The sequence below is a fragment of the Paucibacter sp. Y2R2-4 genome, from assembly GCF_025717535.1.
GTDB lineage: Bacteria > Pseudomonadota > Gammaproteobacteria > Burkholderiales > Burkholderiaceae_C > Paucibacter_A.
In genome coordinates this window covers 107,686-130,908 of record NZ_JAJIRO010000005.1, presented here as the reverse complement: position 1 = coordinate 130,908, position 23,223 = coordinate 107,686, and the positions used below count along the sequence as shown (strand labels likewise).

Genomic DNA, 23,223 nt, shown 5'->3' with positions numbered 1-23,223 from the left:
GTTCCCCCCGCTCAGGCCGCAGCGGCCAGTTTTTGCATGATCTTCTGGACTTTTTCCTCCAGCGTCGCCTTGGTGAAAGGCTTGACGATGTACCCGGCGGCACCCGACTGGGCAGCCAGCACGATGTCCTCTTTGCGCGCTTCGGCGGTCACCATCAGCACCGGCAGGTGCTTCAGATTGGGATCTTCCTTGATGGCCTTGAGCAATTCAAAACCCGTCATATTGGGCATATTGATGTCGCTGACTACAAAGTCGAACTTGGCTTGCTTCAGCATATTCAGGGCTTCAACCCCGTCTTCGGCTTCTTCGCAGTTGTTGTAGCCGATCTCCTTCAGCAAGCCGCGCACGATACGCCGCATGGTGGAGAAGTCGTCAACAACCAAAAATTTCATGTCTGTGCTCATGGCTTTCCTCGCAAGGGCTAGAGAGATTTATCGGGGCTTGGGGGCAGAACTTGAGGGACTTTTTTCGGCATTCGCATCATCGCCCTCACCGGCCGGTTCATCAGGGGGCAAGTTCTTTAAAACGGCGTCTTCCGCGTCGCGGTTCATGACGATGATGCTGATACGTCGGTTGATCGGACTTTCCGGCTGTTTGCTGTCCAGTAGCTTGCTGGAGGCCAAGCCCTGAACCCGCAATGTACGCGGCTCGGGCAGGCCCCCGGCGATCAATTCTCGCCGCGAAGCGTTGGCACGATCGGCGGACAATTCCCAATTGCTATAGCCTCGATCACCGCCCGGAAAAGCTTGCGCGTCGGTGTGCCCCTCCAGCGTCAGTCGATTGGGCACCTCGGACAAGACGGAACCCAGCTCTCGAAGCAATTGACGCATATGGGGCTTGACCACCGCGCTGCCGCTGTCAAACATCGCTCGATTGTTCTCGTCAACAATTTGGATGCGCAAGCCCTCTTTGGTCATGTCGAGCCGGATCTGCCCGCCCATGGTGGCCAGTTGTGGGTTGCTGGCCAGCACTTCCTCGACTTTTTCCTTCAACTGCTCAAGTCGAGCGCGCTCGGCCTTGCGCTGCTCTTCCTTCAAGGCGCGTAGGCTGAAGCTGCGCTGCTTGGCCTCGACATCGCCCGACTTGACCTGGCCGGTCTCACGGGTGAGGTCCTTGCCGCCTCCCTTGACCACATGCGAAGAATCCCCGGAACCCGAACCGCCCTGCATGGCTACCTTCAAGGGTGAGCCAAAGTAGTCGGCAATGCCTTTCTTGTCGCCCTCGGTGGTGGAACCGAGCAGCCACATCAAAAGAAAGAAGGCCATCATGGCCGTCACGAAGTCGGCGTAAGCAATCTTCCACGCGCCGCCATGCGCGGCATGGCCGCCCTTCTTGACGCGCTTGATGATGATGGGCTGGAGCTTTTTGGCGTCACCCGCCATGACAGCCTCCCTCGAGTCCAGTCATCAAGCGTTGCAAAGCATGAAGGACGACAAGGCTCACTTCTTGCCCTTCACATGACCTTCGAGTTCAGAGAAGCTGGGGCGATCGCCCGAGAACAGCACCTTGCGGCCGAATTCGATCGCCACCTGGGGCGCGTAGCCCTGCATGCTGGCCAGCAAGGTGGTCTTGATGCACTGCAACTCTTTGCCGGCATCTTCCACTTTTTGCTCCAGCAAACCGGCCAGTGGCTCGGCGAAACCATAGGCCATCAAAATGCCCAGAAACGTACCCACCAGCGCGGAGCCGATCATGCCGCCCAGCACGGCGGGTGGTTGGCCCACCGAGCCCATGGTGTTCACCACACCCAGCACGGCCGCCACAATCCCGAAGGCGGGCAGGCCGCCGGCGATGCGCTGCAGCGCGGCCACGGCGGCGTGCTCTTCGGCGTGGTGAGTGTCGATCTCAGCATCCATCAACGACTCGATCTCATGCGCGTTCAAATTGCCGGACACCATCATGCGCAGGTAATCAGTAATGAACTCGGTGACATGGTGGTCATTGCCAACGGTTGGGTATTTTTGAAACAGCGGCGAGGAGTGCGGGTCTTCGACGTCTTTTTCAATCGACATCAGACCCTCTTTGCGGGCCTTTTGCAAGATGTCATACATCAGCGCCAGCAGCTCCATATAGCGGGCCTTGCTGAACTTGCTGCCCTTGAAGCAGCTGCCCAAGCCGGCCACGGCCGCCTTCACCACCTTCATCTGGTTGTTCGCCAGAAAGGCGCCGATGGCGGCCCCCAGAATAGTGGTGACCTCAAATGGCAAGGCATGCAAGATGACGCTGATATTGCCGCCGTGGGCAATGTAGACGCCGAAGATGCAAGCCATGGAGATGGCCCAGCCGATGATGACGAACATAGTGTTTTTTGAGTGATGCTTCCCTGCCCATATCGGCGGGGATTGATGGCTCTTGAGTGTGCCGTCAGCCGTGGGGGCTCAATCCCTGCATCTGAGCGGTTTTGACCGTGCTAACGCGCTCATTGCTTGGCGGGAATCTGGTAAATCCAAAGACTGTGCCCGCGCGGCAATGCCAGCGTCGCCCTCGGCTTTTGCTCGGGAACAGCAAAGTCCAGGCTGACCAACCAGGCCGACGGCGACAATTCGGAGCAGGCCTTAGCCCACACCCGAGCCATCGTTTCCGGCCGCTGAAAAACATAGACCAAGGCGTAAGGGCGCCAGCTTTGCGCCCACATATCACCCCGGTGGATCTTGGCCCAGCGGCAGCGCCAGGCAACGGCCAGTGCCAGCAAGCCACTCCACTCGATGCCTTCGATGCGGGCCTGAGGATAGGCGCGCCTCAGCTCGCGCAAGCCGTGGCCCAAGCCACAGCCCGCATCCAAGAGCCGCGCGCCCTCGGGCAGCGGGGCCAGTTCGCGCAAAGAGGCCAAGGCGTTGCGAGGGGTGGGGAATAGCGGCGCATCGCCCCAGCTGCGGCTCGGATAGGCCAAGGCCAACAAGGCCAGGGGCAGCAACCAGGTCCACGCCGGCATGGCCGTAAGTTGGCCGGACATCAGCACAGACAAAGGAAAGCCCAAGGCCACCATGATGCGGCGCCAACGGGCTGAGTGCAGCAGAGCCAGGCTCGCTCCAACGGCGCTCGCCAGCAGCAAGGCCGCAAGAAGACCCAGGCCGGCGCGCGACAAGAAAAGAAATGCCGCCCAAGCAGCACCCCAGCTGAAGAGCGCCGGCAGCGGCCAACGCATCAGCGGGGCAATCCCGGCGGCAAGTCTTTTGGGCGCGATCGGCAAGATTGGGCTCGCCGACATGTTTCAGTGCATCTGGATCGAACCCTGGGCGCGGCCCTTGCCAGCACGGGCCGGCGGGTTGCACATGCCGCAGACAAAGTGGCGCGCAATCTCGTGTGGATGCGTCACAAAGTGGCCGCCGCAGTCCGAGCACTTGGTCATCGTCAGCATGCCGTTGTCGATGAACTTCACCAGGCGCCAGGCGCGAGTGATGGACAGCATGGCTTCCAGGCCTTGCGCCTGCGTCTGCTCTTGGTAGAGCTGATAGGCCTTGATGACCGCATCAATCTCGTCCAGCTCCGAGACCTTGTTCAGGTACTCATGCACATTCAAGAACAGCGAGGCGTGGATATTCGGCTGCCAGGTCATGAACCAGTCGGTCGAGAACGGCAGCTGACCCTTGCTGGGGCTCTTGCCCGAGACTTCCTTGTACAGGCGCAGCAGGCGCTCGTAAGACATATCGGTTTCCGACTCCAGCACCTGCAGGCGCGCGCCCAGGTTGATCAGGGTCACCGCACGTTCGATTTGGCGGGCTTCGGTCACGATGCTCTTGTTGCGCATGATGGGGTCTCGGTCAGAAAGAGGTTCGTCGGAATATCTGAAATCAGGCAGCTTCTTGGTGGCGGCCGGCCATCAAGATAGAAGCGTGCAGGCGGGACACGCCGTCGTTGGCGGCCGACTTGCCGTGGCTGGTCAGCAAGCCCCAGACCAGATCGTCGTCCATGCGGAAGCGGCACAGCAGCGTGTTGCCGGAGGCAATCTTCATCAGCTGAGCCGGGCTCAGTGTGGCGATCAGCGTGGCGGTGTCTTCCGAGATGCCCAGGCGGTACAGGGCCTGCTCACGGTCAGCGCGGATCAGGTTCTGCGCCAGCATCAGGTAAGACAGATTGGCTTCACGGATTTCGGCGAGGATTTGGTCTGCGTTCATTTGGCGGCTCCAGGTTTTGGACTTCACGATTCGTAACAACTTGGAACGAATTGTGAAGATCCAAACAGGCCCGGAACATCAGCCCAAATCCAGGCCTTGAGTCCTTGTTTGTCTCTCACCCCTGTCAGGCAAATTCCTACAACCCTGCCCTGCGCTGGCCTTGCCCTCCCAGGTAAACCGCAGTTTTCCGGGCAAAGCGGCAATTTTTCCTTGTAGGAATGTAGGAAGCGAAGTCAGGCCTTATCTCAGCTTTGGCCGAAGCAGCCTGCCGCTAGATTGCAGATCTGTTTTGACTGTGGAGCAAAGCGATGATTCCACGTACCCTGCATGTGATCTGGGTCGGCGACGAAAGCAAGCGGCCCGACAACTGCATCGCCACTTGGCGCGATCTCAATCCCGACTGGACGCTGAAGGTCTGGGGCAATGCTGAGTTGGCCGACTATGGCTGGATCAATGCCCGCCACATGCGAGATATGTCTCGGCGCGAACTCAATGGCGTGGCCGATTTGATGCGCTGGGAAATCCTCTACCAGGAGGGTGGCTTTGTGGTGGACGCCGACAGCGTTTGCCGCCGCCCCCTGGAGCCCTGGCTGTTCGAAGGTGAGGCTTGTGCCTGCTGGGAGAACGAGTTGGCACGGCCCGGTCTGATTGCCGCCGGCTATGTGGCCTCGGTGCCGGAAAACCCCTTCTTCGGCCAGATGATTCTGGATCTGCAAAACACCGAACGGGTGGACGACCGCATGGCCTGGCAAAGTGTCGGCCCGCTATTCCTGACCGAGTGCCACCGCATGCATCAATACGCCGGATTGACGATTTGGCCCAGCCACTATTTCATTCCAAACCATTTCAGCGGCGCGCAGTACAGCGGCCCTGCCCTGCCCTTCGCCGACCAAGCCTGGGGCAGCACCTTGCAGTGCTATGACGAGTTGCACAAGCGAAAGGTGGCCTGAATGACGTCGACGATGAAGAAAGTTCCGCAAACGCCGGTGTCTGCGCTGGAGCACGCGCACGCGCCCTACTTTGTGCAAAAAACCTGGGTCGGAGAAGACTTGGTGGGCAAGTCGCGCATGGAGGTGTTTGGCCCCATGTGCGAGGGCAAACGGGTGCTGCATGTCGGTTGCGTGGACTGGCCCATCACCGATCTGAACCAGTCTTTGCATCTGCGCCTGGATCCGCTTTGTCAGCTCGACGGCTTCGACATCAACCACGAAGCCTTCAGCAGCATGCAGCCGCATCTGCGTGGACGGCTCTTTTCTGATTGGAGTCAGGTCAAAGACCAATACGACCTGGTGCTGGTGCCCGAAGTGCTGGAACATGTGCCCGATGTCGAGGGCTTTTTCCGCCATCTGGACGCACTGGGCGCGGATCAGTATGCGATCACGGTGCCCGACGCCTACAGCTGCTTTCGCCGCCACTTCGACTACAGCAGCGGCGCGCAGACCTTTGTGGAAGTGGTACACCCCGACCACAACTGCTGGTACACGCCCTACACCCTGAGCAATGTGCTGCGCAAGTTCACGCCCTGGGCGGTGGAAGGCATGTGGTTCTTCAACCGCATGTCTTTGCTGGTGGTGGCGAACCGGGTGAAGGCCGCCGCCTCCAGCGAGACCTGAGGCTCAAGCCTCAGCCGACCAGCGTCACCAGCACCTCCAAGCGCAGCGCATCCTGATCGCGCAGCGCCTTCAGCACCGTAGGCATGAAACGCCGGTTGTGCTCGATATTGCGGGCCACCACATAGACCACGCGAACAAAATCGTCAGCGCCAAAGTCGTGTTCAGCCCTGGCAGCCAAGCCCTTCAGATAGAACTGGATCAAAGCGAAGCGCACCGCGATCGCCATGAATTCTTCTTCCAGCTCAGCCGCGCCATTGCGAGGAAACAAGTCACCGATCAAGCTGTTGAGCAGATAGTTCTTCAGCAAATGCGGCTGAGCGGCATCCAGCTCAGCAAAGCGCGCCAAGCCCGCGCCTGGCGACTGAAAGCCCGGCCCCGCCTCGCTCATCAGCAAGCGGAACGAAGCGCGCCCCCCATGCTGTGACAAGAACTGCTCGGTCGCCCCCATCAAGAGCGCGGATTGAACTTCTTTGAGCACCGGCAATGCGCGCAGCTGCCCAGGTGCGCGCGACAGGAACTCGGGGCTCAGGTAGTGAGCCATGGCATCCGCCATGCCTTGCTCGGCCACGCTCGTGGGGTCTTGCATCTGCTCAGCCTGCTGGCCAATCGCGATCTCATCGGCGCTGACTGATTTAGCAACCCGACGCAACAACATGCCGCAAACCACCATGGCCTGGGCTGCGCTCAGACCCGGTTGACGAATCAAGGTCAACAAAGCCTCCCGCAGGAGGCTCGCGTGGCGTCTCACTGGATCAGCCTCATTCGCCGCAAGCGGCGCCAGCCGACGTCCGACGGGCACCAAACCTGGGTTGGCAAAAGGCAGCGTGAGGCTTTCCATCTCCAGTGCATCTGGCTGCGTTAAGGCTATTCGGGCCGCTTCAGGACAACTCAGGCTGGCGCTCAGGCCAAGATGTGATCCGTCCTGGGTGTAGATGCGTGGGTAGTCGCTACAGGTCCGCGACAGGGCCTCTGGCCCGAGCGCTGTTTGAATGCTGCACAGCTTGGCCTGATCTAGAAAGGGGCAAGCCTCTTCAGACTTCAGCTCGATCACGCCGTAACCAAGGTTGCGCGCAGCTCCGCTGGCCTTGTGCACATGCTGACGCAACTTCCCGGCCAGGGGTTCGATCTTGACGGCCTGGTACTTCTGGTAGGTCGTTTTGTCGATATTGACCTGCCAACCGGCGCAGCAGGTTTCAACACATGCAGACCCCACGCATTGAAAGCTCTGCATATAGCGCGGCGCTTGCGCCTGCGGACTGAATTTCGACATCGCGCTGAACCTCTCTTGCTGCGGGGCATGGATTGCCCGTTCTCACTAGATCGGATTGGAGCCTCAGCAGACAGACTTGAACGATCGATCAAAGCGTTCTGCGCCAGCCAATTCAGCTGCGCTGACGATGATCAGCCAAGCGCATGAAGCTGACGCAAATGCTGCGCCTCAGTTCCGCGGCCTGTACCCTCCAACACCAAAGCCAGATTGTGGGCCGCGAGGTGGCTGCCACGGCCTGCCACCGCGCCGCTCAGATCGGGGCGCTCGCCAATTTCAAGGCAGCGCCGCCATGCGTCTTCAATCATCGGCAACAAGGCATCGCCCTGCGCCGGCGTGTCCGCGGCAAGGTCGAGCAAAAGATCGCCCAGCGCAAAAAAGAAGTCGGGCGATTCGGCACAGCATTGCAGTTGCGACTCGGCGAACTGCATGGCGAGTTCGTGCTGCTTCAATTGCTTGAGGGCATACAGGCGCCGGGCGACCAGATCCAGCCACCAGCCCTGCTCGGGGTGCGGTAACTCAGTGGCTTGAGAGAAGCCAGCCTCGGCTCCTGCATGGTCGTCATAGACCGCGCAGTTCTTGCCCCATTGGTACCAGAGATAGGCGTCGGCGGGCCGCTCTTGCAACTCGCGCTGGAGCAAGGCCTCGTTGCGACCGCGCTTGCGCAGCAGTGCCTCGGGCAAATAGCCGTCGTGGGCCACTTTTAGGTCCAAAGCACGGATGGGCAGCTGATGCTGAGGCTGCTCATGCACACGGCCTTGGTAACGCACAAAGCCCGGCAACACACGCGAGAGCCGGGCGTGTGCCTGGCGACTGGCGCCGTCCTCAAAGTGGTCGAGAAAATCGATGCTGCCCACGAAATCAGGCTTGAGCCCGCGCAGGGCCAAAAGAGCTTCACCACCGGAGATCAAGGTCTCATCAGCATCCAAGACCAGATGCCAATCGGCGCCCGCCGCGTCCAAGGCGGCATTGCGTGCGGCGGCAAAGTCGTCGCACCAAGAGAAGTGCTCGACCCTGGCGCCCAGAGACTGGGCCAAAGCCGCCGTGTTGTCCTTCGAGCCGGTGTCCAGCACCAGCATTTCATCAACCCAAGGTTTGACACTTTGCAGCAGCCGCTCGATGCGTGCCGCTTCGTCGCGGGCGATCACCACCAAGCAGACCCGGCGAGGCGCTACGCCCCCATGGCCGCTGCCATTCAAACTAGGCATGGCTTCAGTGCATCTGAATCGAACCCTGGGCGCGGCCCTTGCCAGCGCGGGCCGGCGGGTTGCACATGCCGCAGACAAAGTGGCGCGCAATCTCGTGCGGATGCGTCACAAAGTGGCCGCCGCAGTCCGAGCACTTGGTCATCGTCAGCATGCCGTTGTCGATGAACTTCACCAGGCGCCAGGCGCGAGTGATGGACAACATCGCTTCCAGGCCCTGGGCTTGCGTCTGCTCTTGGTAGAGCTGGTAGGCCTTGATGACCGCATCAATCTCGTCCAGCTCCGAGACCTTGTTCAGGTACTCATGCACATTCAAGAACAGCGAGGCGTGAATATTGGGCTGCCAAGTCATGAACCAGTCGGTCGAGAACGGCAGCTGGCCCTTGCTGGGGCTCTTGCCCGAGACTTCCTTGTACAGGCGCAGCAAACGCTCGTAAGACATATCGGTTTCCGACTCCAGCACCTGCAGGCGCGCGCCCAGGTTGATCAGGGTCACCGCACGTTCGATTTGGCGGGCTTCGGTCACGATGCTCTTGTTGCGCATGATGGGGTCTCGGTCAGAAAGAGGTTCGGGGAAGGTCTGGAATCAGGCGGCTTCTTGGTGGCGGCCGGCCATCAAGATAGAAGCATGCAGGCGGGACACGCCGTCGTTGGCGGCCGACTTGCCGTGGCTGGTCAGCAAACCCCAGACCAGATCGTCGTCCATGCGGAAGCGGCACAGCAGCGTGTTGCCGGAGGCAATCTTCATCAGCTGAGCGGGGCTCAGTGTGGCGATCAGCGTGGCGGTGTCTTCGGAGATGCCCAGGCGATACAGCGCCTGCTCACGGTCAGCGCGGATCAGGTTCTGCGCCAGCATCAGGTAAGACAGATTGGCTTCACGGATTTCGGCGAGGATTTGGTCTGCGTTCATTTGGCGGCTCCAGGTTTTGGACTTCACGATTCGTAACAACTTGGAACGAATTGTGAAGATCCAAACAGGCCCGGAACATCAGCCCAAATCCAGGCCTTGAGTCCTTGTTTGTCTCTCACCCCTGTCAGGCAAATTCCTACAACCCTGCCCCTGTTTAACTCTGCCTTCCCAGGCAGAGGGCCGTCTAGTGCGGCTGCTTCAGGGGCTGCGCAACACTTCGCGTGTCAGGCACGGGTCTGTGCGGTAAACCCGGTGAGATCACCGGCGCCAAGAAAAAAGTCTTGGCACTGAACATATTGGCCAACGCAGCGCGGCTCGACACCTGAGCCGCAGCTGTTGGCCTCGGGCCTCAGCCCAGCAAACCGTCCAAGCGCGACAACTCGGTCATGGCCACCGGCAGCAGGTCGGGCGCTTCTTGCATGAGACTGCGCAGCGCATCGCCTTGCAGCAAATGGCGCAGGGTCTCGCGCGCCTTTTCTGGCGACTGCTGGCCCGACTGAGAAAAAGCCAGGGTGTAGAGACTGGCACCATGCTCAGGCGAAATGTCCAAAGCTTTGCGGGCATAAGCCTCGGCATGGGTCAGTTCGCCGGCGCTGAGCAGCAAGGCAGCCATGTCGCTAAGCAAGTCATGCGCCATGGGCTCTGTTTCCAGAGCGTCTTGCAACAAGCACAGCCCATTGCCGATGCGACCTTGGGCCGCTTCAGCAAAAGCCATATTGCGGGCGCGAGCTAGCAAAAATGCGGCCTCTTCGCTGATGCCACTTTCTTTGGGCGGCAATACAGCGGCCTGAGCGGAGCGCTTGCCCTTTTTCGAACTGGATTGCGACATTGCTTGCATGAGATTCTCCGGGTTTGAGCTTCGGTCATCGCTCAGCGCGCTGCAATTCGGGCAGCGCTTCACCGAGCGGGTCTTTCAAGATCAGTTCTATCGGCGTCGGTCCGTTTATCGCCGAACCAGGCCTGGACGCTTGCTGATCAGGAAGCGCGCGATGCGCACACGACTCGACAGCAATGGCCCTAACTTTAGGATCGACGGACCACTTCAATCGAAGGAATAGCGCCCGCTAGCCGCCTTTTCTCAAAAGCTCTGCCTGAGCTTTGCTGCCGAAAACAAGTCAGAGCGCATGAACAGGATGCTCCTCCTGACAGCTCTCCCTCAGCGCAAAAGCAAATGCGCTGCTGTTTCAGCCAAACACATCAGTTTCGGAAAAAGGATATCGCCCGAGCCAGTACCCTCAGCCCCCAGCGCCGCCAGGCCAGCATCCCGACCGCACTGCTCAAAAAATGAGCACCTTCAGCGAAATCAGGAACAGAGCCAAAACCCCGGCGCTTATCAACAGATCAAGCCTCTTGACAAACAGCGCTTAAGTTCTACTTGGCGTTGTCCGATACCACTCTCAACGGGTTCTGGAAACGGAACACGTGGTCCGGTAAGGAGGCCGCTAGTTGAGCACCCCAATCTTGAGGTGCGGGGCTGCAACGGTTAACTGGCGCCGGGCGAGGCGGGTTTGGGTCGTAAGACTTCAGGCCCGTATCCCGGATGTTCACTTTGAACGTCCGAATCACGTCGGCGCTTAGCCGGGAACTTTTGTAGCTGAAACAGGAGCACATCATGCCCGCAATCATTAATTCCAATATTGCCTCTCTGAATGCGCAACGCAATGTTGCGACCTCGCAAAACTCCCTGTCGATTTCCATGCAACGCCTGTCTTCAGGTTTGCGTGTCAACTCCGCCAAGGACGACGCCGCCGGCCTGGCCATCGCTGAACGCATGAGCGCCCAGGTGCGCGGCATGAACGTGGCGGTGCGCAACGCCAATGACGGCATTTCGCTGGCGCAAACGGCTGAAGGCGCACTCGGCAAGGTCGCCGATTCGCTACAGCGTATGCGTGAGTTGGGCGTGCAGGCCCGCAATGCCACCAACACCACCCAAGACTTGGACTCCATCGGTAAGGAATTCAAAGAACTGGGTTCGGAAATTCAACGGGTTCTGGGCGGCACGACCTTCAACGGCACCGCCATCCTCGGCGGCGGCGCAGGAGCGAAGGTGTTCCAAATTGGCGCCAACACGACCGCCAACGATACGGTCACGGTGACGACCACCGATCTGACTGGCGATGCCGACGTCAAGGCGGTGACCGATGACGTCATCGACAACACCAAGACCGCCGCGGACCTGAAGACCACCATCGACAATATTGATAAGGCGATCAACACAGTCAGCTCCAACCGAGCTACGCTGGGTGCTTCGCAAAATCGCTTTGAAGCGGTGATCTCTAACTTGATGGTGTCGGTGGAAAACCAGAGCGCATCCCGCAGCCGCATTTTGGATGCGGATTACGCGACGGAAACCGCCAACCTGAGTCGCTCGCAGATCTTGCAGCAAGCAGGCACGGCCATGATTGCACAAGCCAATCAAATGCCTCAGCAAGTCCTGTCGCTTCTTCGATGACCCCGGGCCAGCAACGCTGGCCCTGAGTAACCCCGTCGTCGCAGGAACGGAAAGTCTCACCCCTCCAGCACAAGCCCCTTGACGCCGCCGATTGAAATTCTTTAGCTATTTTTTAGTGCTTCGGCGGCGTCTTTTTACTAAGAAAGAATTCAAGTCAATCCAATGTGTCTCCGATAACTAAACCAACGGGTCCGAGGAAGTGAATGGACTACGTGGTCCGGTCAGCCGGCCGTGTACACAGGGCATTTCGCCCCAGTGCAGCGGCAGGACGCGGACGGTGCAGAAGGCACAGATTCGTCTGACCAACTGCTGGCAAAGCTGCCTCCTCAAGCAGCTGAGTTATCGAACCGTGAGACCGGGTTTCCGGCAAGTCATAGACACCGAAAGGATTGAAAATGCCCTCCATCATCAATACCAACATTGCTTCCCTGAACGCTCAACGTAACGCTTCAAATACACAGCTTTCGTTGGCGACATCGATGCAGCGCCTGTCTTCCGGCATGCGCGTCAATTCCTCCAAAGACGATGCCGCCGGCCTGGCAATTGCAGAACGTATGCAAGCTCAGGTTCGCGGCATGAACGTCGCGGTCCGCAATGCCAATGACGGCATCTCATTGGCGCAAACCGCTGAAGGTGCATTGTCGAAAGTGGGCGACGCCTTGCAACGCATGCGTGAGCTGGGTGTTCAGGCCCGCAACGCCACCAACACCACCACCGACCTGGATTCAATCGGCAAAGAATTCACCGAACTCGGCGCTGAAATCCAACGCGTTCTGGCCGGCACCACTTTCAACGGAAAGGCCGTGCTGGCAGGTGCGGCGGGTGCTCAAGAGTTCCAGATTGGCGCCAACACGACGGTCAATGACTCGGTCACGGTGACGACCACCAATATGACCACGGAAGCCACCATCACCGCGGTGACCGGCGATGTGATCGACAACACGAAAACGACCGCCGACCTCAAGACCACAATCGATAACATTGATTCCGCGATCAATACGGTCAGCTCTACTCGTGCCACTTTGGGCGCGGCGCAGAATCGCTTTGAAGCGGTGATTTCCAATCTGCAGGTGTCAGTGGAAAACCAAAGTGCCGCTCGCAGCCGCATCATGGATGCGGACTACGCTTCGGAAACCGCCAACTTGAGCCGAGCGCAGATTCTGCAGCAAGCTGGCACGGCGATGGTGTCGCAGGCCAACCAGATGCCGCAGCAGGTCTTGTCGCTGTTGCGCGGCGGCTAATTAGCTGAACGCCAACCGGGTCAGGACGCAAGACCTGACCCTTCGCAGCCCTGGCGCTGCGACTCTCATCAGAGTTTCCTCGCGCTCCGCGCCCCGTCCCCTGGTCGGGCGCGGAGCTTTTTTATGCGCGTTGTTTTGCCCGCTATTCGAGCTTTTGAAAAGCTCAAGCACTCAGAGAATTTGTTCATCGGGTTGAATCACATGACAAGCCCGACGTTCGGAGCAAGTGACGGCCAGACATGGCAGTTGTCTTGAAAAGGCCGGGCGGTTAAGTAGCTGCGAAGCCCCAGGGGCAGTAGCTGCATTAAGACGCCGGCTCGACCGGAAGTTAGCGGAACAAGTAGGAGTGCTCAAATGCCCCAGACCATTAACACCAATATTGCCTCGCTGAATGCGCAGCGCAATCTCAATATGTCGCAAGGCTCCCTGGCGGTGTCGATGCAGCGTCTGTCCTCGGGTATGCGTGTCAACTCCGCCAAGGACGATGCGGCCGGTCTCGCAATTGCGGAACGTATGCATGCGCAAGTCCGCGGCATGAACGTGGCGATCCGAAACGCGAATGACGGCATCTCGCTGGCGCAAACGGCTGAAGGCGCATTGGCCAAAGTTGGCGATACCTTGCAGCGGATGCGTGAGTTGTCGGTGCAGTCTCGCAATGCGACCAACACCACCACCGACTTGGACTCGATCGGCAAGGAGTACGGCGAACTCGCCAATGAAATCACGCGGGTGCTGGCCGGCACCACCTTTAACGGCAAGAAGATCCTTGGCGCCGATGCCACCTTGCCGCAGGAGTTCCAAGTCGGCCCCAACACCGGCGCGGAAGACACCATCACGGTGACCACCTCCGACCTGACGCAAGACGCGACCGTGACTGCGGTGACTGGCTCAGCCATTACCAATGCGTCGACCACGGCTGACCTGAAGGTGGTGATCGACAACATCGACATTGCGCTCAACACCATCAGCAGCCAGCGAGCAACGCTGGGTGCCTCGCAAAACCGCTTTGAAGCGGTGATCTCCAATTTGCAGGTGTCGGTCGAGAATCAAAGCGCGGCCCGCAGCCGCATCATGGATGCGGACTACGCCGCGGAAACATCCAACCTCAGCCGCACTCAAATTCTTCAGCAGGCCGGCAATGCAATGGTGGCGCAGGCCAACCAGTTGCCGCAGCAGGTTCTGTCCTTGCTCAAGGGCTAAGTTCTTTGTGAGAGGTGTCTTTGCACCCTCAAGTTACTCAATCATTTGGCCGATAGAGCTTTTGCCTATCGGTCTTTTGCACGTTCAGCGTGCTTTGGAGCTTTCTCATGCCTAGCATCACGTCAGCTGGAATTGGCAGTGGGCTCGATATTGAGTCGTTGATTGGTAAGTTGGTCGCCGTCGAGCGCACCCCCATCAATCAGCTCAAAACCCGTACCGACAAACTGCAAACCCAGCTGTCCTCGTATGGCAAGGTGCAAGCCGCACTTTCGGCCATGCGCGATGCCGCGGCCAAACTGACCTCGGTGAACACATGGGGCGCCAATTTAGGAACGTCCAGTGACGCCACAGCGGTCACGGTGAACACAGGCGCTGGTGCGCCAGCCGGCAACATTTCAGTGCAGGTCAACCGTTTGGCTTCGGTTCAATCGCTGTCCAGCAAAGTACTTCCCAGCACCGGCCCCATTGGGCAAGGTCGCATCACCATCGATCTCGGCAAGTGGACCGACGCTCCGGCCCCTGCTCCGGGCGACCCTCCGGGCCTGCCGACCTTCACTCCCAAGCCGGGAACTTCGGTTGTGTCCATCGACATCACCGATGGTGCCAACTCGCTAAGTCAGATTCGCGACAAGATCAATGCGGCCGGTGCCGGTGTGCAAGCCTCCATCGTGACCGACAACAGTGGCTCCCGTTTGGTAATGCGTTCAACCGAAACCGGCGAGAGCAATGGCTTCAAGATCAGCGTCTTGGATGCGGATGGCGTCGTTGACAACGATGGCCTGTCCTCCTTGGCCTATGACCCGGGTGGCGACCTGGCCATCATGAAAAAAGACCAATCGGCCAACAACGCCGATGTCTTATTGAATGGTTTGAAGATCGATTCGCCGACCAATACTTTGAAGGACTCCATCGAGGGGCTGACGATTGGTTTGCAGAAGACCACCAGCAGCGAAGTCACACTTGCGATTGGCGCAGACAAAGAGGCCATCAAGAAAACCATCAACGACTTCATGACCGCCTACAACTCGGTGGCCACTTTGATGCGAGATCAAACCAAGTACGACGCAGGCAATAAAACAGCCGGTCCTCTGCAAGGCGAAACAACCGTGGTCAGCGTCAATTTCCAAATGCGCGTGGTCGCTGCGGGCACCACCACTTTGGGCGGCAAGTTCAGCCGCCTGTCTGACATCGGTTTGGATCCCAGTGCTGATGGCACGCTCAAACTCAACGCCACCAAACTCGACGCGGCCTTAGGCGACCTCAGCAATCTGAAGCAAATGTTCATGGGCACCGACAGCGCCAACAGCAGCAACAATGGCCTGGCCCAGCAACTGCGCAGCTTTGCTGACCAGGTCTTGGGAGCAGATGGCCGATTGACCAATCGTCAGGCAGGCTTGAAGAAGAGCATCGACGACAACGGCAAAGCCTCTGACCGACTCGAAACCAAGGTCAGCCTGACCGAGAAGCGCCTGCGTGATCGCTACACCGCCCTGGACGTGCAGATGGGCCAGCTCAACGGCTTATCGACCTACGTGACTCAGCAGATGAAAAACCTGGTCAAGTAGCACAGCTCTGCATGCGCAATAAGCGCGAAATACCGAAAAACGGCCTCCTTGGAGGCCGTTTTTCATTGATGTTCGAAGCTAAGCCTGAGGAGGGAACCGAGGCTGGCCGTCCTCGCACTGAGCTGTTTCATGGGTCCGCCCGCAACTCGCTGCAAAGATCAGCGGGCAGAAATCACACCCGTCACAAACACTTGCAAATACGACGTGAAAGAGCTGTTCGCCCCTCGCGCGCATCACTCAAGTTTGCCGGGCAGAGGTCGAAAACTAAAACAACAAGGCTCCACATCGAAAGAACTCTATGTACGGCAACTCAGCGTCCCCTTTTGCATCGCGCACCCAACGGGCCTCGATGTACCGCAAGGTGGGACTTGAAACCGATGTCCAAGCCGCCAGCCCTCACCGCCTGGTCAGCATGCTGTTTGACGGCGTGTTTGACGCGATGAATCAGGCACGCAGTGCCATCGAAACAGGCAATACCGAGTTGAAGAACCGTTCGCTGAGCCGTGCTGTACGAATTCTTGATGAAGGCCTGAAGGCCAGCCTGAATATGCAGGCCGGTTCGCTGGCCACGGATCTGAACGAGCTGTATGCCTATCTCTGCATGCGTCTGACGCGCGCCAATTTGCATGGCGATGCGGCAGCGATCGAAGAATGCCAGCGCATCCTGACCCCCGTACGGGAAGCCTGGGCCGCCATTGCCCAAGCCCCCGAAGTGCAGCGCGCTGCCTGAACACTTGGCTCAGAACCAAGAAAACACATCACCCACCTTTCAAGTCTCCAGCGGAACTCGCGATGAATACCCAACTCCTGAGCTATTACGAAGCCATTGAGCAAGCCAGCGCCGATATGCTGTGCGCCGCCCGCACCGGCAATTGGGACGAGGTCGTCAAGCTCGAAGGCGCTTGCGTGCTGCTGATTTCTCAGCTCAAGCACGCAGCCGCCAGCGAGAAGTTGGCCCCCGATGAGAACAAACTGAAGACGCGCATCATGCAGCGCATCTTGCTCAATGACGCTGAGATCCGTCATCTGGCCGAGCCGTGGCTGGACGATCTGGATCAGGTCCTGACTGGCAAGAGCAAAACCCTCCACTGAGAGGCAGCCGGCCGCCGGCGGCTCGGCCGCTGGCAGCCCAGCCGCGCGCATGAGCAGCCCTCGCCCCACCGCCCCCTCCCCCAAGTTCGCTCCGTCCGATCCGGCTGAAAGCCCGATCGAACCGAGCGAATTTCGCATTCAAACCCAGGCCGAGATCCTGGCCTATTTGCGCATTCTGCAAGCCCAAGCCTGCCGCATCGATCTGCGAAGCCCCAGCGGCCTCGGTCTTGGCGCGCGTTTGGTGGCCGTCGATGAAAAAGCCTCGACCCTGGCTTTTGAGAGCTTTACCCCCTTGCTCAAGGAGAACGGCGACGGCGCTTTGCAGGCCCTGCCGAACGGCCAAGAAGTGACCGCCGTGGCCTATCTGGACCAAGTCCGCCTGCAATTCGACCTGGACGGACTGATGCTGGTGAGCGGCAAAGACAAGGACAGCGAGCTGCGCGCGCCTTGGCCGAGTCAGATGTACCGCTTTCAGCGTCGCCAAGCGTTCCGAGTTCGGCCCAACACGCGCACGCCCCATGTCAAGCTGAGCGATCCTGCGGCGCCGGACCAGGCGTTGCGACTGCGGATCTTGGACCTGAGCTTGGGGGGCGTGGCCCTGCTGCTGCCGCCTGAAGTGGCGGCCTTTCCGCCTGGCTTTGAATGGACCAGCGTCCAAATTGAGTTGGACCGGGAAACCCGCTTCAGCACCGGCCTGCGCTTGCAATCGGCCCGGCCCAGCGCCGAAGCCGGCGCCGGCAGTCAGCTCGGCCTGCTCTTTGTGAATCTCAGCACCGACTCACAGCTGCGACTGCAGCGATTCATCGACCTGACTCAAAAACTGGCGCGCATGTTGAGCAAGAAGAAGCCTTGAGCGAGGCTCTCCGCCCCTCAGGAATGCCTGAAAGTCGAGCCGCAAACCGAGGCTTAGCCCTAGGGCTGCAGGCTCAAACCTGCATATTCATGATTTCGGAATAGGCCGAAACCAGCCGGTTGCGCACCTGCAGCGTGGCTTGAAAGCCCAGCTGGGCTTTTTGCATCGCCACCATGGTTTCTTCCAGGCTGACGGTGGGGTTGTCCAACTGCACCTCGCGCTGCAAGCGTGACGCCTCGTTTTGAGAGGCGGTGACGCTTTTCATGGCCTGCGCCATCGCGTCACCAAAGCTCGCCCCGCCCACCTCTCGAGTCTTGGCCAGGGGCTGACCATTGACACCCAGGCCGGCGCGAGCGGCGGCTTGGGCGAAATCAAACGGTTTTAGCTTCAGGTCCATCACAACTCCGTGGGCGTCATCAGCAGGGCAAGAAGGCCGCTGGGACGATGGGATGAATCCTAGGCATTTGTTCACGATTTGAAGGCGCGAACTGCGACCCCTTCCTCGGCTTGTTCGCCGCTTTCTTGAGGGGGCAAATCCGAATAATTCATCACATCGGAAAGCTCCGCAGGCCAACCGTGATTTAGCTCTCATCCGGTTCTTCCTGCCCACACCTTCACGCCCTCTCAGCCGACGCCCCATGGACAACGCCATCAGCCCCGCCGTCACGCCCCTTCCGCTGGCCCCTAGCAGCGGCGAAGGCTTTGGCGCCCGCCTGGCCGCCATGCCCACGCGCAGCAAGGTGATGATGGGCCTGGGCCTGACCATGTTGGCCGGCGCTGTGCTCGCGATCACGCTGTGGAGCAATCAAGGCGACTTCCGCCCCGTTTTCACCGGCTTGTCGGACAAAGACGGCGGCGCCGTCATCAGCCAGCTGACCACGCTGAATGTGCCTTATCGCCACGAGGCCGGCGGCACCATTCTTGTGCCTGCCAATCAGGTCTACGACGTGCGCATGAAGCTGGCTTCGGCCGGCTTGCCCAAAGGCAGCACCGTCGGTTTCGAGTTGATGGACAAGACTTCCATCGGCCAAACCCAGTTCAATGAACGACTGAACTTCCAGCGTGGCCTGGAAGGCGAGCTGACCCGCACCATAACCGCCCTGGCCGACGTGGCCGATGCGCGGGTGCACCTGGCCATGCCGCAGCAAAACGGGTTCTTCCGTGAGCAGCAAAAGCCCAGCGCTTCGGTGATGTTGACCCTGCGCGGCGGCCGCAGCCTGGACCGCGCACAGATCGCCGGCATCGTTCACCTGGTGTCGGCCAGCGTGCCGGATCTGGCGCCCAAGGCCGTCAGCGTCTTGGATCAATCAGGCGCCCTGCTCTCCAGCCAGTCGAACGACAACGGCACCGGTCTGGACAGCCAGCAGCTTCAATACAAGCAGCAGATCGAAGCGAACTTCAACAAGCGCATTTATGAACTGTTGGAGCCGGTGGTGGGCCGCGAGAACCTGCGCTCCACGGTGACGGCCGATGTGGACTTCTCGCAAGTCGAGTCCACCGCCGAAGAGTTCAAGCCTAACCAAGGCCAGAACGCGCAAGTCTCGGTGCGCAGCTCGCAGACCAACGAATCCACCAACGGCAACCCCGCCATGCCCACCGGCGTGCCGGGCGCGGCCGGCAACCAGCCGCCCGCCCCTGCCACGGCTCCCATCACCGGCCAAGCCGCCCCACTGCAAGCCGCGGGTGCCGGCGGCGCCAGCACCAGTAGCCGCCGTGAAGCGGTGACCAATTTCGAGCTCGACAAGACGGTGCGAGTGACCCGCAATGCTACCGGCAATGTGCGCCGCCTCAACGCCGCCGTGGTGCTGAACCACCGCAGCACCACCGACGCCAAGGGCAAGACCAACACCGCCCCCGTTTCGCAAGAAGAGTTGGACAAATTGACCGCCCTGGTGAAAGAGGCCATGGGCTTCAACCAAGAACGCGGCGATTCGCTCAAGCTCATCAGCGCGCCTTTCATGGTGGACAAGTCAACACCGGTCGATGTGCCGCTGTGGAAGCAACCCTTTGTGCTCGACATGCTGCGCGCTTCGGTGGTGCCCCTGGCTCTGGTGGCAGTGGCCTTGATCGCGGTCTTTGGCATGGTGCGCCCGGCCATCCGCGCCGCCTACCCGCCGCCCGCGCCGCCCGAAGAGAAGAACGAACTCAATGCCGTGGTCGACGACGAGAACGAGTTGCCCGTGGTCTTGGGCCCAGGCGGTCTGCCCGCCCTGGAAGCCCCAGCCGTGAACGACAAGTTGGAGCGCGCCCGCCAACTGGCCAAGGACAACCCGATTGCCGTGGCCAACATCATGCGCAACTGGATTGCCGGCGAGACCGACTGATCCCCCGCCCACACCCAACTCCTACCGCACAAGATCATGGACGACAAAGGTGTAGAAGACGCAGCCATTTTGCTGATGTCCCTCGGCGAGGAAGAAGCCTCCGAGGTGTTCAAGCATTTGGCGCCAAAAGAAGTACAAAAGCTGGGCGAGACCATTGCCAAGCTGAAGGTGGTCGGCCGCGAAAAGGTCGAGCAAGTGCTGACTCGTTTCGACAAAGTGGCCGAGACCCAGAGCACCCTGGTGTCCGACACCGACGAATATGTGCGTCAAGTGCTGCGCAAGGCCCTGGGCGAGGACAAAGCCAATCTGCTGCTGGACCGCATCCTGCAAGGCAGCGATGTGTCCTCGATCGAAAGCCTGAAGTGGATGGACGCCGCCTCGGTGGCCGAGCTGCTGCGCAACGAGCACCCACAGATCATTGCCGCCATCCTGGCGCATCTGGACTTTGACCAAACCAGCTCGGTGCTGCGCGTCTTCACCGAGCGTCAGCGCAATGAAGTGCTGGTGCGTATCGCCACGCTGGACGGCATCCAGCCAATGGCGCTGAAGGACCTGAACGAAGTCATGAGCCAGGTGCTGGCCGGCGGCGAGCGCATGCGCAAGTCCTCGCTGGGCGGCGTCAAGACCGCGGCCGAAATCATCAATATGTTGGGCTCCAGCGTCGAGGCTTCGGTGCTGGACTACATCCGCGAGGCCGACGCCGAGCTGGCCCAAAAGATCATGGACAACATGTTCACCTTCGACGATCTGGACAAGATCGACGACAAGGGCATCCAGGCCGTGCTCAAGGAAGTTCAGAGCGAATCGCTGGTGGTGGCCCTCAAGGGCGCCAGCGCCGATCTGCGCGAAAAGATCCTGCGCAATATGTCCAGCCGTGCGGCCGAAACGCTGCGCGAAGACTTGGAATCGCGCGGCCCGGTGCGCCTCTCCGAAGTGGAGAGCGAGCAAAAGGAAATGCTCAAGATCGTGCGCCGTCTGGTCGACGAAGGCACGATTGTCATGGCCGGTGGCGGCGACGACCAGTTCGTCTGAGCTTAAGTGGACAGCATCATGACCCCTCGCGCCCCCCGCCAAGTGCCGCCGCCCGAACGCCGCGATGGCGAAGAACGCCGCGGCAGCTATGCCCGCTTTATTCCGCGCGAGGAGCTGCAAGGCTTTGCCGCCTGGAGCCCGGACGCCTTTTCCGGCGCCAGCAATGCCAAGCGCCCACCTATCAGCGCCCCCGCCCCCCCGGCAGCCGCACCAGTGGCACCGACACCCGCGCCCGAACCCGAACCCAGCCAACAAGAGTTGCTGCACGCCGCGCGCCAGTCCGGCTACCAAGATGGCTACCGCGACGGCATGGCCGCGCTGGATGCCTTCAAGCAAAGCTTCGCCCAGCAAATGAGCGCCCAAATCGGCGGCTTGGTGCGCAGCTTTGATGCCGACTTCCGCGCCATGGAAGACGAAATGGCTCAAGCCCTGGCGCGTTGCGCGGTGGAGCTAGCCCGTCAAGTGGTGCGCAGCGAAATCAGCCAACGCCCCGAACACATTGCCCGCGTGGCGCATGACGCCGTTGAGGCCTTGCAGCTGTCGGCCCGCCATGTGCGAGTGCGCGTCAACCCGGCCGACTATCCGCTGGTGATGGACGGCGCCGGCGAAGAAATGCGCGCTCGTGAGGCGCAAGTGCTGCCCGACCCTGAAGTGCCGCGCGGCGGCTGCAAGGTCGACTCCGACATCAGCAGCGTCGACGCCAGCCTGGCCACCCGTTGGCAACAAGCCGCTGCCGCCATGGGCCAAGCCTCGCTGTGGGAAGACCGTCGCGGCGCCGGCTCGAACGAGCGCGCCGCCGATGCGGCTGACGGGGAGCTGCTGTGATGGACCTGCATGACTTCGACGCCATGGACGATATGGCCAAGCCTCAGGCGGCCGAGCTGAGCAGCCGCGCTGGCCGCTGGCAGCAGTACCTGCAAGACCTGCAGTCCTTCGCCGGCAGCGCCGTACCGCTGGAGTCGCAAGGCAAGTTGGTGCGCGTAGCCGGCCTGGTGTTGGAAGCCACCGGCGTCAAGGTGCCGGTCGGTTCGGTCTGCGAAATTCATATGCCCAGCTCCAGCAGCAATCCGCAGCGCGGCCAGCGCCCGGTCAATGCCGAGGTGGTGGGCTTCTCGGGCGACCGCGCCTACCTGATGCCGACCGATGAGATTCAAGGCTTGTCCAGCGGCGCCATGGTGCTGCCGCGCGCCCTGCCCTTGATGGCGCCGCAACTGGGCGTTCCTTTGCACCCCTGGCGCCGTGGCGAAGACCGCGGTCTGCACCTGCCCATGGGCGCCGGCCTGCTCGGCCGCGTGGTGGACTCCCATGGCCACCCGCTGGACCGCCGTGGTCCGCTGCAAATGACGCAAGACGAACCGATGGTGCGCCGCCCCATCAACGCCATGGACCGCGACCCAGTTCGCACCCCGCTGGACACCGGCGTGCGCGCCATCAATGCCATGTTGACCGTGGGCCGCGGCCAGCGCCTGGGTCTGTTCGCCGGCACGGGCGTCGGCAAATCGGTGCTGCTGGGCATGATGGCCCGCTACACCCAGGCAGACGTGATCGTGGTCGGCCTGATCGGCGAACGCGGCCGTGAAGTGAAGGAATTCATCGAAGACATCCTGGGCGAAGACGGCCTGCAGCGCTCGGTCGTCGTGGCCGCCCCGGCCGATGCGCCGCCGCTGGTGCGCATGCAAGGCGCCCACTACGCCACGGCGATTGCCGAGAACTTCCGCGACCAAGGCCTGCATGTGCTGCTGCTGATGGACTCGCTGACCCGCTACGCCATGGCCCAGCGCGAGATCGCTTTGGCGATCGGCGAGCCGCCGGCCACCAAAGGCTATCCGCCCAGCTGCTTTGCCAAGCTGCCGCAGCTGGTGGAGCGCAGCGGCAACGGTTTGCCCGGCGAAGGCTCTATCACGGCTTTCTACACCGTGCTCAGCGAAGGTGATGACCAACAAGACCCGATCGCCGACGCGGCCCGCGGCATTTTGGACGGCCACATCGTGCTGAGCCGCGAACTGGCCGAAGCCGGCCACTACCCCGCCATCGACATCGAGCGTTCGATCAGCCGGGTCATGACCAATGTGGCGGACCAGGGCCACATCGATGCCGCACGCCGCTGCCGCCAACTGCTCGCTAAGTACAACAAAGCCCGCGATCTGATCCAACTGGGCGCTTACGCCCCTGGCCACGATGCCGAGTTGGACCTGGCCGTGCGCCTGCACCCTGACATCACCCGCCTTTTGCAACAAGACATGCACAAGGCGGCGCATTTGGGTGATTGCCTCAAACAACTGTCAGCCGTCATCAAGGACGCCTGATTTCTGCCGATACACCAGGGGTCGGACCACGACCTCGCACCTGAACGA

25 protein-coding genes are annotated in these 23,223 nt (G+C 60.6%); 13 read left to right on the top strand and 12 right to left on the bottom strand.

Annotation, left to right across the window (positions count from 1 at the left end; genetic code table 11):
- Nucleotides 1-11: 11 nt before the first annotated feature.
- The 6 genes from cheY to flhD (LNV06_RS18990) all read right to left on the bottom strand — a co-directional run bounded on the left by cheY (nt 12) and on the right by flhD (LNV06_RS18990) (nt 4,115).
- Nucleotides 12-404, bottom strand: coding sequence for a chemotaxis response regulator CheY (gene cheY, locus LNV06_RS19015; protein ID WP_263539873.1), 393 nt, complete (start codon nt 402-404; stop codon nt 12-14).
- A gap of 27 nt (nt 405-431) precedes the next feature.
- Nucleotides 432-1,382 (bottom strand): flagellar motor protein MotB, encoded by a 951-nt coding sequence (gene motB / locus LNV06_RS19010; RefSeq protein WP_263539872.1) that lies wholly within the window; start codon nt 1,380-1,382, stop codon nt 432-434.
- 57 nt (nt 1,383-1,439) lie between these two features.
- A complete protein-coding gene (gene motA / locus LNV06_RS19005) occupies nt 1,440-2,300 on the bottom strand; it encodes a flagellar motor stator protein MotA (RefSeq protein WP_263539871.1) in 861 nt (286 codons plus the stop codon).
- A gap of 119 nt (nt 2,301-2,419) precedes the next feature.
- A complete protein-coding gene (locus LNV06_RS19000) occupies nt 2,420-3,208 on the bottom strand; it encodes a class I SAM-dependent methyltransferase (RefSeq protein ID WP_263539870.1) in 789 nt (262 codons plus the stop codon).
- A 3-nt stretch (nt 3,209-3,211) separates the two neighbouring features.
- A complete protein-coding gene (gene flhC / locus LNV06_RS18995; protein WP_263539865.1) occupies nt 3,212-3,748 on the bottom strand; it encodes a flagellar transcriptional regulator FlhC in 537 nt (178 codons plus the stop codon).
- Between the two features lie 43 nt (nt 3,749-3,791).
- A complete protein-coding gene (gene flhD / locus LNV06_RS18990) occupies nt 3,792-4,115 on the bottom strand; it encodes a flagellar transcriptional regulator FlhD (protein ID WP_263539864.1) in 324 nt (107 codons plus the stop codon).
- A 308-nt stretch (nt 4,116-4,423) separates the two neighbouring features.
- Here flhD (LNV06_RS18990) and LNV06_RS18985 point away from each other — a divergent pair, with 308 nt between their 5' ends.
- Nucleotides 4,424-5,065, top strand: coding sequence for a glycosyltransferase family 32 protein (locus LNV06_RS18985; RefSeq protein WP_263539869.1), 642 nt, complete (start codon nt 4,424-4,426; stop codon nt 5,063-5,065).
- A gap of 12 nt (nt 5,066-5,077) precedes the next feature.
- Nucleotides 5,078-5,728 carry a methyltransferase domain-containing protein gene (locus LNV06_RS18980; RefSeq protein WP_263539868.1) on the top strand — a complete coding sequence of 217 codons (651 nt, stop codon included), beginning with the start codon at nt 5,078-5,080 and terminating at the stop codon, nt 5,726-5,728.
- A 10-nt stretch (nt 5,729-5,738) separates the two neighbouring features.
- On the opposite strand, the gene fliB is transcribed toward LNV06_RS18980, so the two are convergent.
- The 5 genes from fliB to LNV06_RS18955 all read right to left on the bottom strand — a co-directional run bounded on the left by fliB (nt 5,739) and on the right by LNV06_RS18955 (nt 9,948).
- Nucleotides 5,739-6,998, bottom strand: coding sequence for a flagellin lysine-N-methylase (gene fliB, locus LNV06_RS18975; RefSeq protein WP_263539867.1), 1,260 nt, complete (start codon nt 6,996-6,998; stop codon nt 5,739-5,741).
- Nucleotides 6,999-7,129: 131 nt separating this feature from the next.
- Entirely contained in the window at nt 7,130-8,203 is a 1,074-nt protein-coding gene (locus tag LNV06_RS18970; protein WP_263539866.1) for a glycosyltransferase, read from the bottom strand.
- A gap of 4 nt (nt 8,204-8,207) precedes the next feature.
- Entirely contained in the window at nt 8,208-8,744 is a 537-nt protein-coding gene (gene flhC / locus LNV06_RS18965) for a flagellar transcriptional regulator FlhC (RefSeq protein ID WP_263539865.1), read from the bottom strand.
- A 42-nt stretch (nt 8,745-8,786) separates the two neighbouring features.
- Nucleotides 8,787-9,110 carry a flagellar transcriptional regulator FlhD gene (gene flhD / locus LNV06_RS18960; RefSeq protein ID WP_263539864.1) on the bottom strand — a complete coding sequence of 108 codons (324 nt, stop codon included), beginning with the start codon at nt 9,108-9,110 and terminating at the stop codon, nt 8,787-8,789.
- Nucleotides 9,111-9,459: 349 nt separating this feature from the next.
- Nucleotides 9,460-9,948, bottom strand: coding sequence for a tetratricopeptide repeat protein (locus tag LNV06_RS18955; protein WP_263539863.1), 489 nt, complete (start codon nt 9,946-9,948; stop codon nt 9,460-9,462).
- A 774-nt stretch (nt 9,949-10,722) separates the two neighbouring features.
- Between LNV06_RS18955 and LNV06_RS18950 the strand changes: the two genes are divergently transcribed.
- The 7 genes from LNV06_RS18950 to LNV06_RS18920 all read left to right on the top strand — a co-directional run bounded on the left by LNV06_RS18950 (nt 10,723) and on the right by LNV06_RS18920 (nt 17,513).
- Nucleotides 10,723-11,562, top strand: coding sequence for a flagellin N-terminal helical domain-containing protein (locus LNV06_RS18950; protein ID WP_263539862.1), 840 nt, complete (start codon nt 10,723-10,725; stop codon nt 11,560-11,562).
- 395 nt (nt 11,563-11,957) lie between these two features.
- Complete coding sequence (locus LNV06_RS18945) at nt 11,958-12,803, top strand: flagellin N-terminal helical domain-containing protein (RefSeq protein ID WP_263539861.1); 846 nt, start codon at nt 11,958-11,960, stop codon at nt 12,801-12,803.
- 354 nt (nt 12,804-13,157) lie between these two features.
- Nucleotides 13,158-14,003, top strand: coding sequence for a flagellin N-terminal helical domain-containing protein (locus tag LNV06_RS18940; RefSeq protein ID WP_263539860.1), 846 nt, complete (start codon nt 13,158-13,160; stop codon nt 14,001-14,003).
- 107 nt (nt 14,004-14,110) lie between these two features.
- Complete coding sequence (fliD, locus tag LNV06_RS18935; protein ID WP_263539859.1) at nt 14,111-15,568, top strand: flagellar filament capping protein FliD; 1,458 nt, start codon at nt 14,111-14,113, stop codon at nt 15,566-15,568.
- 298 nt (nt 15,569-15,866) lie between these two features.
- Nucleotides 15,867-16,298, top strand: coding sequence for a flagellar export chaperone FliS (gene fliS, locus LNV06_RS18930; RefSeq protein ID WP_263539858.1), 432 nt, complete (start codon nt 15,867-15,869; stop codon nt 16,296-16,298).
- 62 nt (nt 16,299-16,360) lie between these two features.
- Complete coding sequence (locus tag LNV06_RS18925; protein WP_263539857.1) at nt 16,361-16,660, top strand: flagellar protein FliT; 300 nt, start codon at nt 16,361-16,363, stop codon at nt 16,658-16,660.
- Nucleotides 16,661-16,709: 49 nt separating this feature from the next.
- Nucleotides 16,710-17,513: a flagellar brake protein gene (locus tag LNV06_RS18920; protein ID WP_263539856.1), complete on the top strand. Its 804-nt coding sequence runs from the start codon at nt 16,710-16,712 to the stop codon at nt 17,511-17,513.
- Between the two features lie 73 nt (nt 17,514-17,586).
- On the opposite strand, the gene fliE is transcribed toward LNV06_RS18920, so the two are convergent.
- Nucleotides 17,587-17,910, bottom strand: a complete 324-nt coding sequence (gene fliE / locus LNV06_RS18915) for a flagellar hook-basal body complex protein FliE (protein WP_263539855.1) — start codon at nt 17,908-17,910, stop codon at nt 17,587-17,589.
- A 241-nt stretch (nt 17,911-18,151) separates the two neighbouring features.
- On the opposite strand from fliE, the gene fliF reads away from it, so the two are divergent.
- Genes fliF through fliI form a run of 4 tightly spaced genes read left to right on the top strand, consistent with a single transcriptional unit; the run spans nt 18,152 to nt 23,175 of the window.
- Nucleotides 18,152-19,837 carry a flagellar basal-body MS-ring/collar protein FliF gene (gene fliF / locus LNV06_RS18910; RefSeq protein WP_263539854.1) on the top strand — a complete coding sequence of 562 codons (1,686 nt, stop codon included), beginning with the start codon at nt 18,152-18,154 and terminating at the stop codon, nt 19,835-19,837.
- A 36-nt stretch (nt 19,838-19,873) separates the two neighbouring features.
- Nucleotides 19,874-20,869, top strand: coding sequence for a flagellar motor switch protein FliG (fliG, locus tag LNV06_RS18905; RefSeq protein WP_263539853.1), 996 nt, complete (start codon nt 19,874-19,876; stop codon nt 20,867-20,869).
- An 18-nt stretch (nt 20,870-20,887) separates the two neighbouring features.
- Complete coding sequence (locus LNV06_RS18900; RefSeq protein ID WP_263539852.1) at nt 20,888-21,694, top strand: FliH/SctL family protein; 807 nt, start codon at nt 20,888-20,890, stop codon at nt 21,692-21,694.
- Nucleotides 21,695-21,726: 32 nt separating this feature from the next.
- Nucleotides 21,727-23,175 carry a flagellar protein export ATPase FliI gene (gene fliI, locus LNV06_RS18895; RefSeq protein ID WP_263540244.1) on the top strand — a complete coding sequence of 483 codons (1,449 nt, stop codon included), beginning with the start codon at nt 21,727-21,729 and terminating at the stop codon, nt 23,173-23,175.
- Nucleotides 23,176-23,223: the final 48 nt, after the last annotated feature.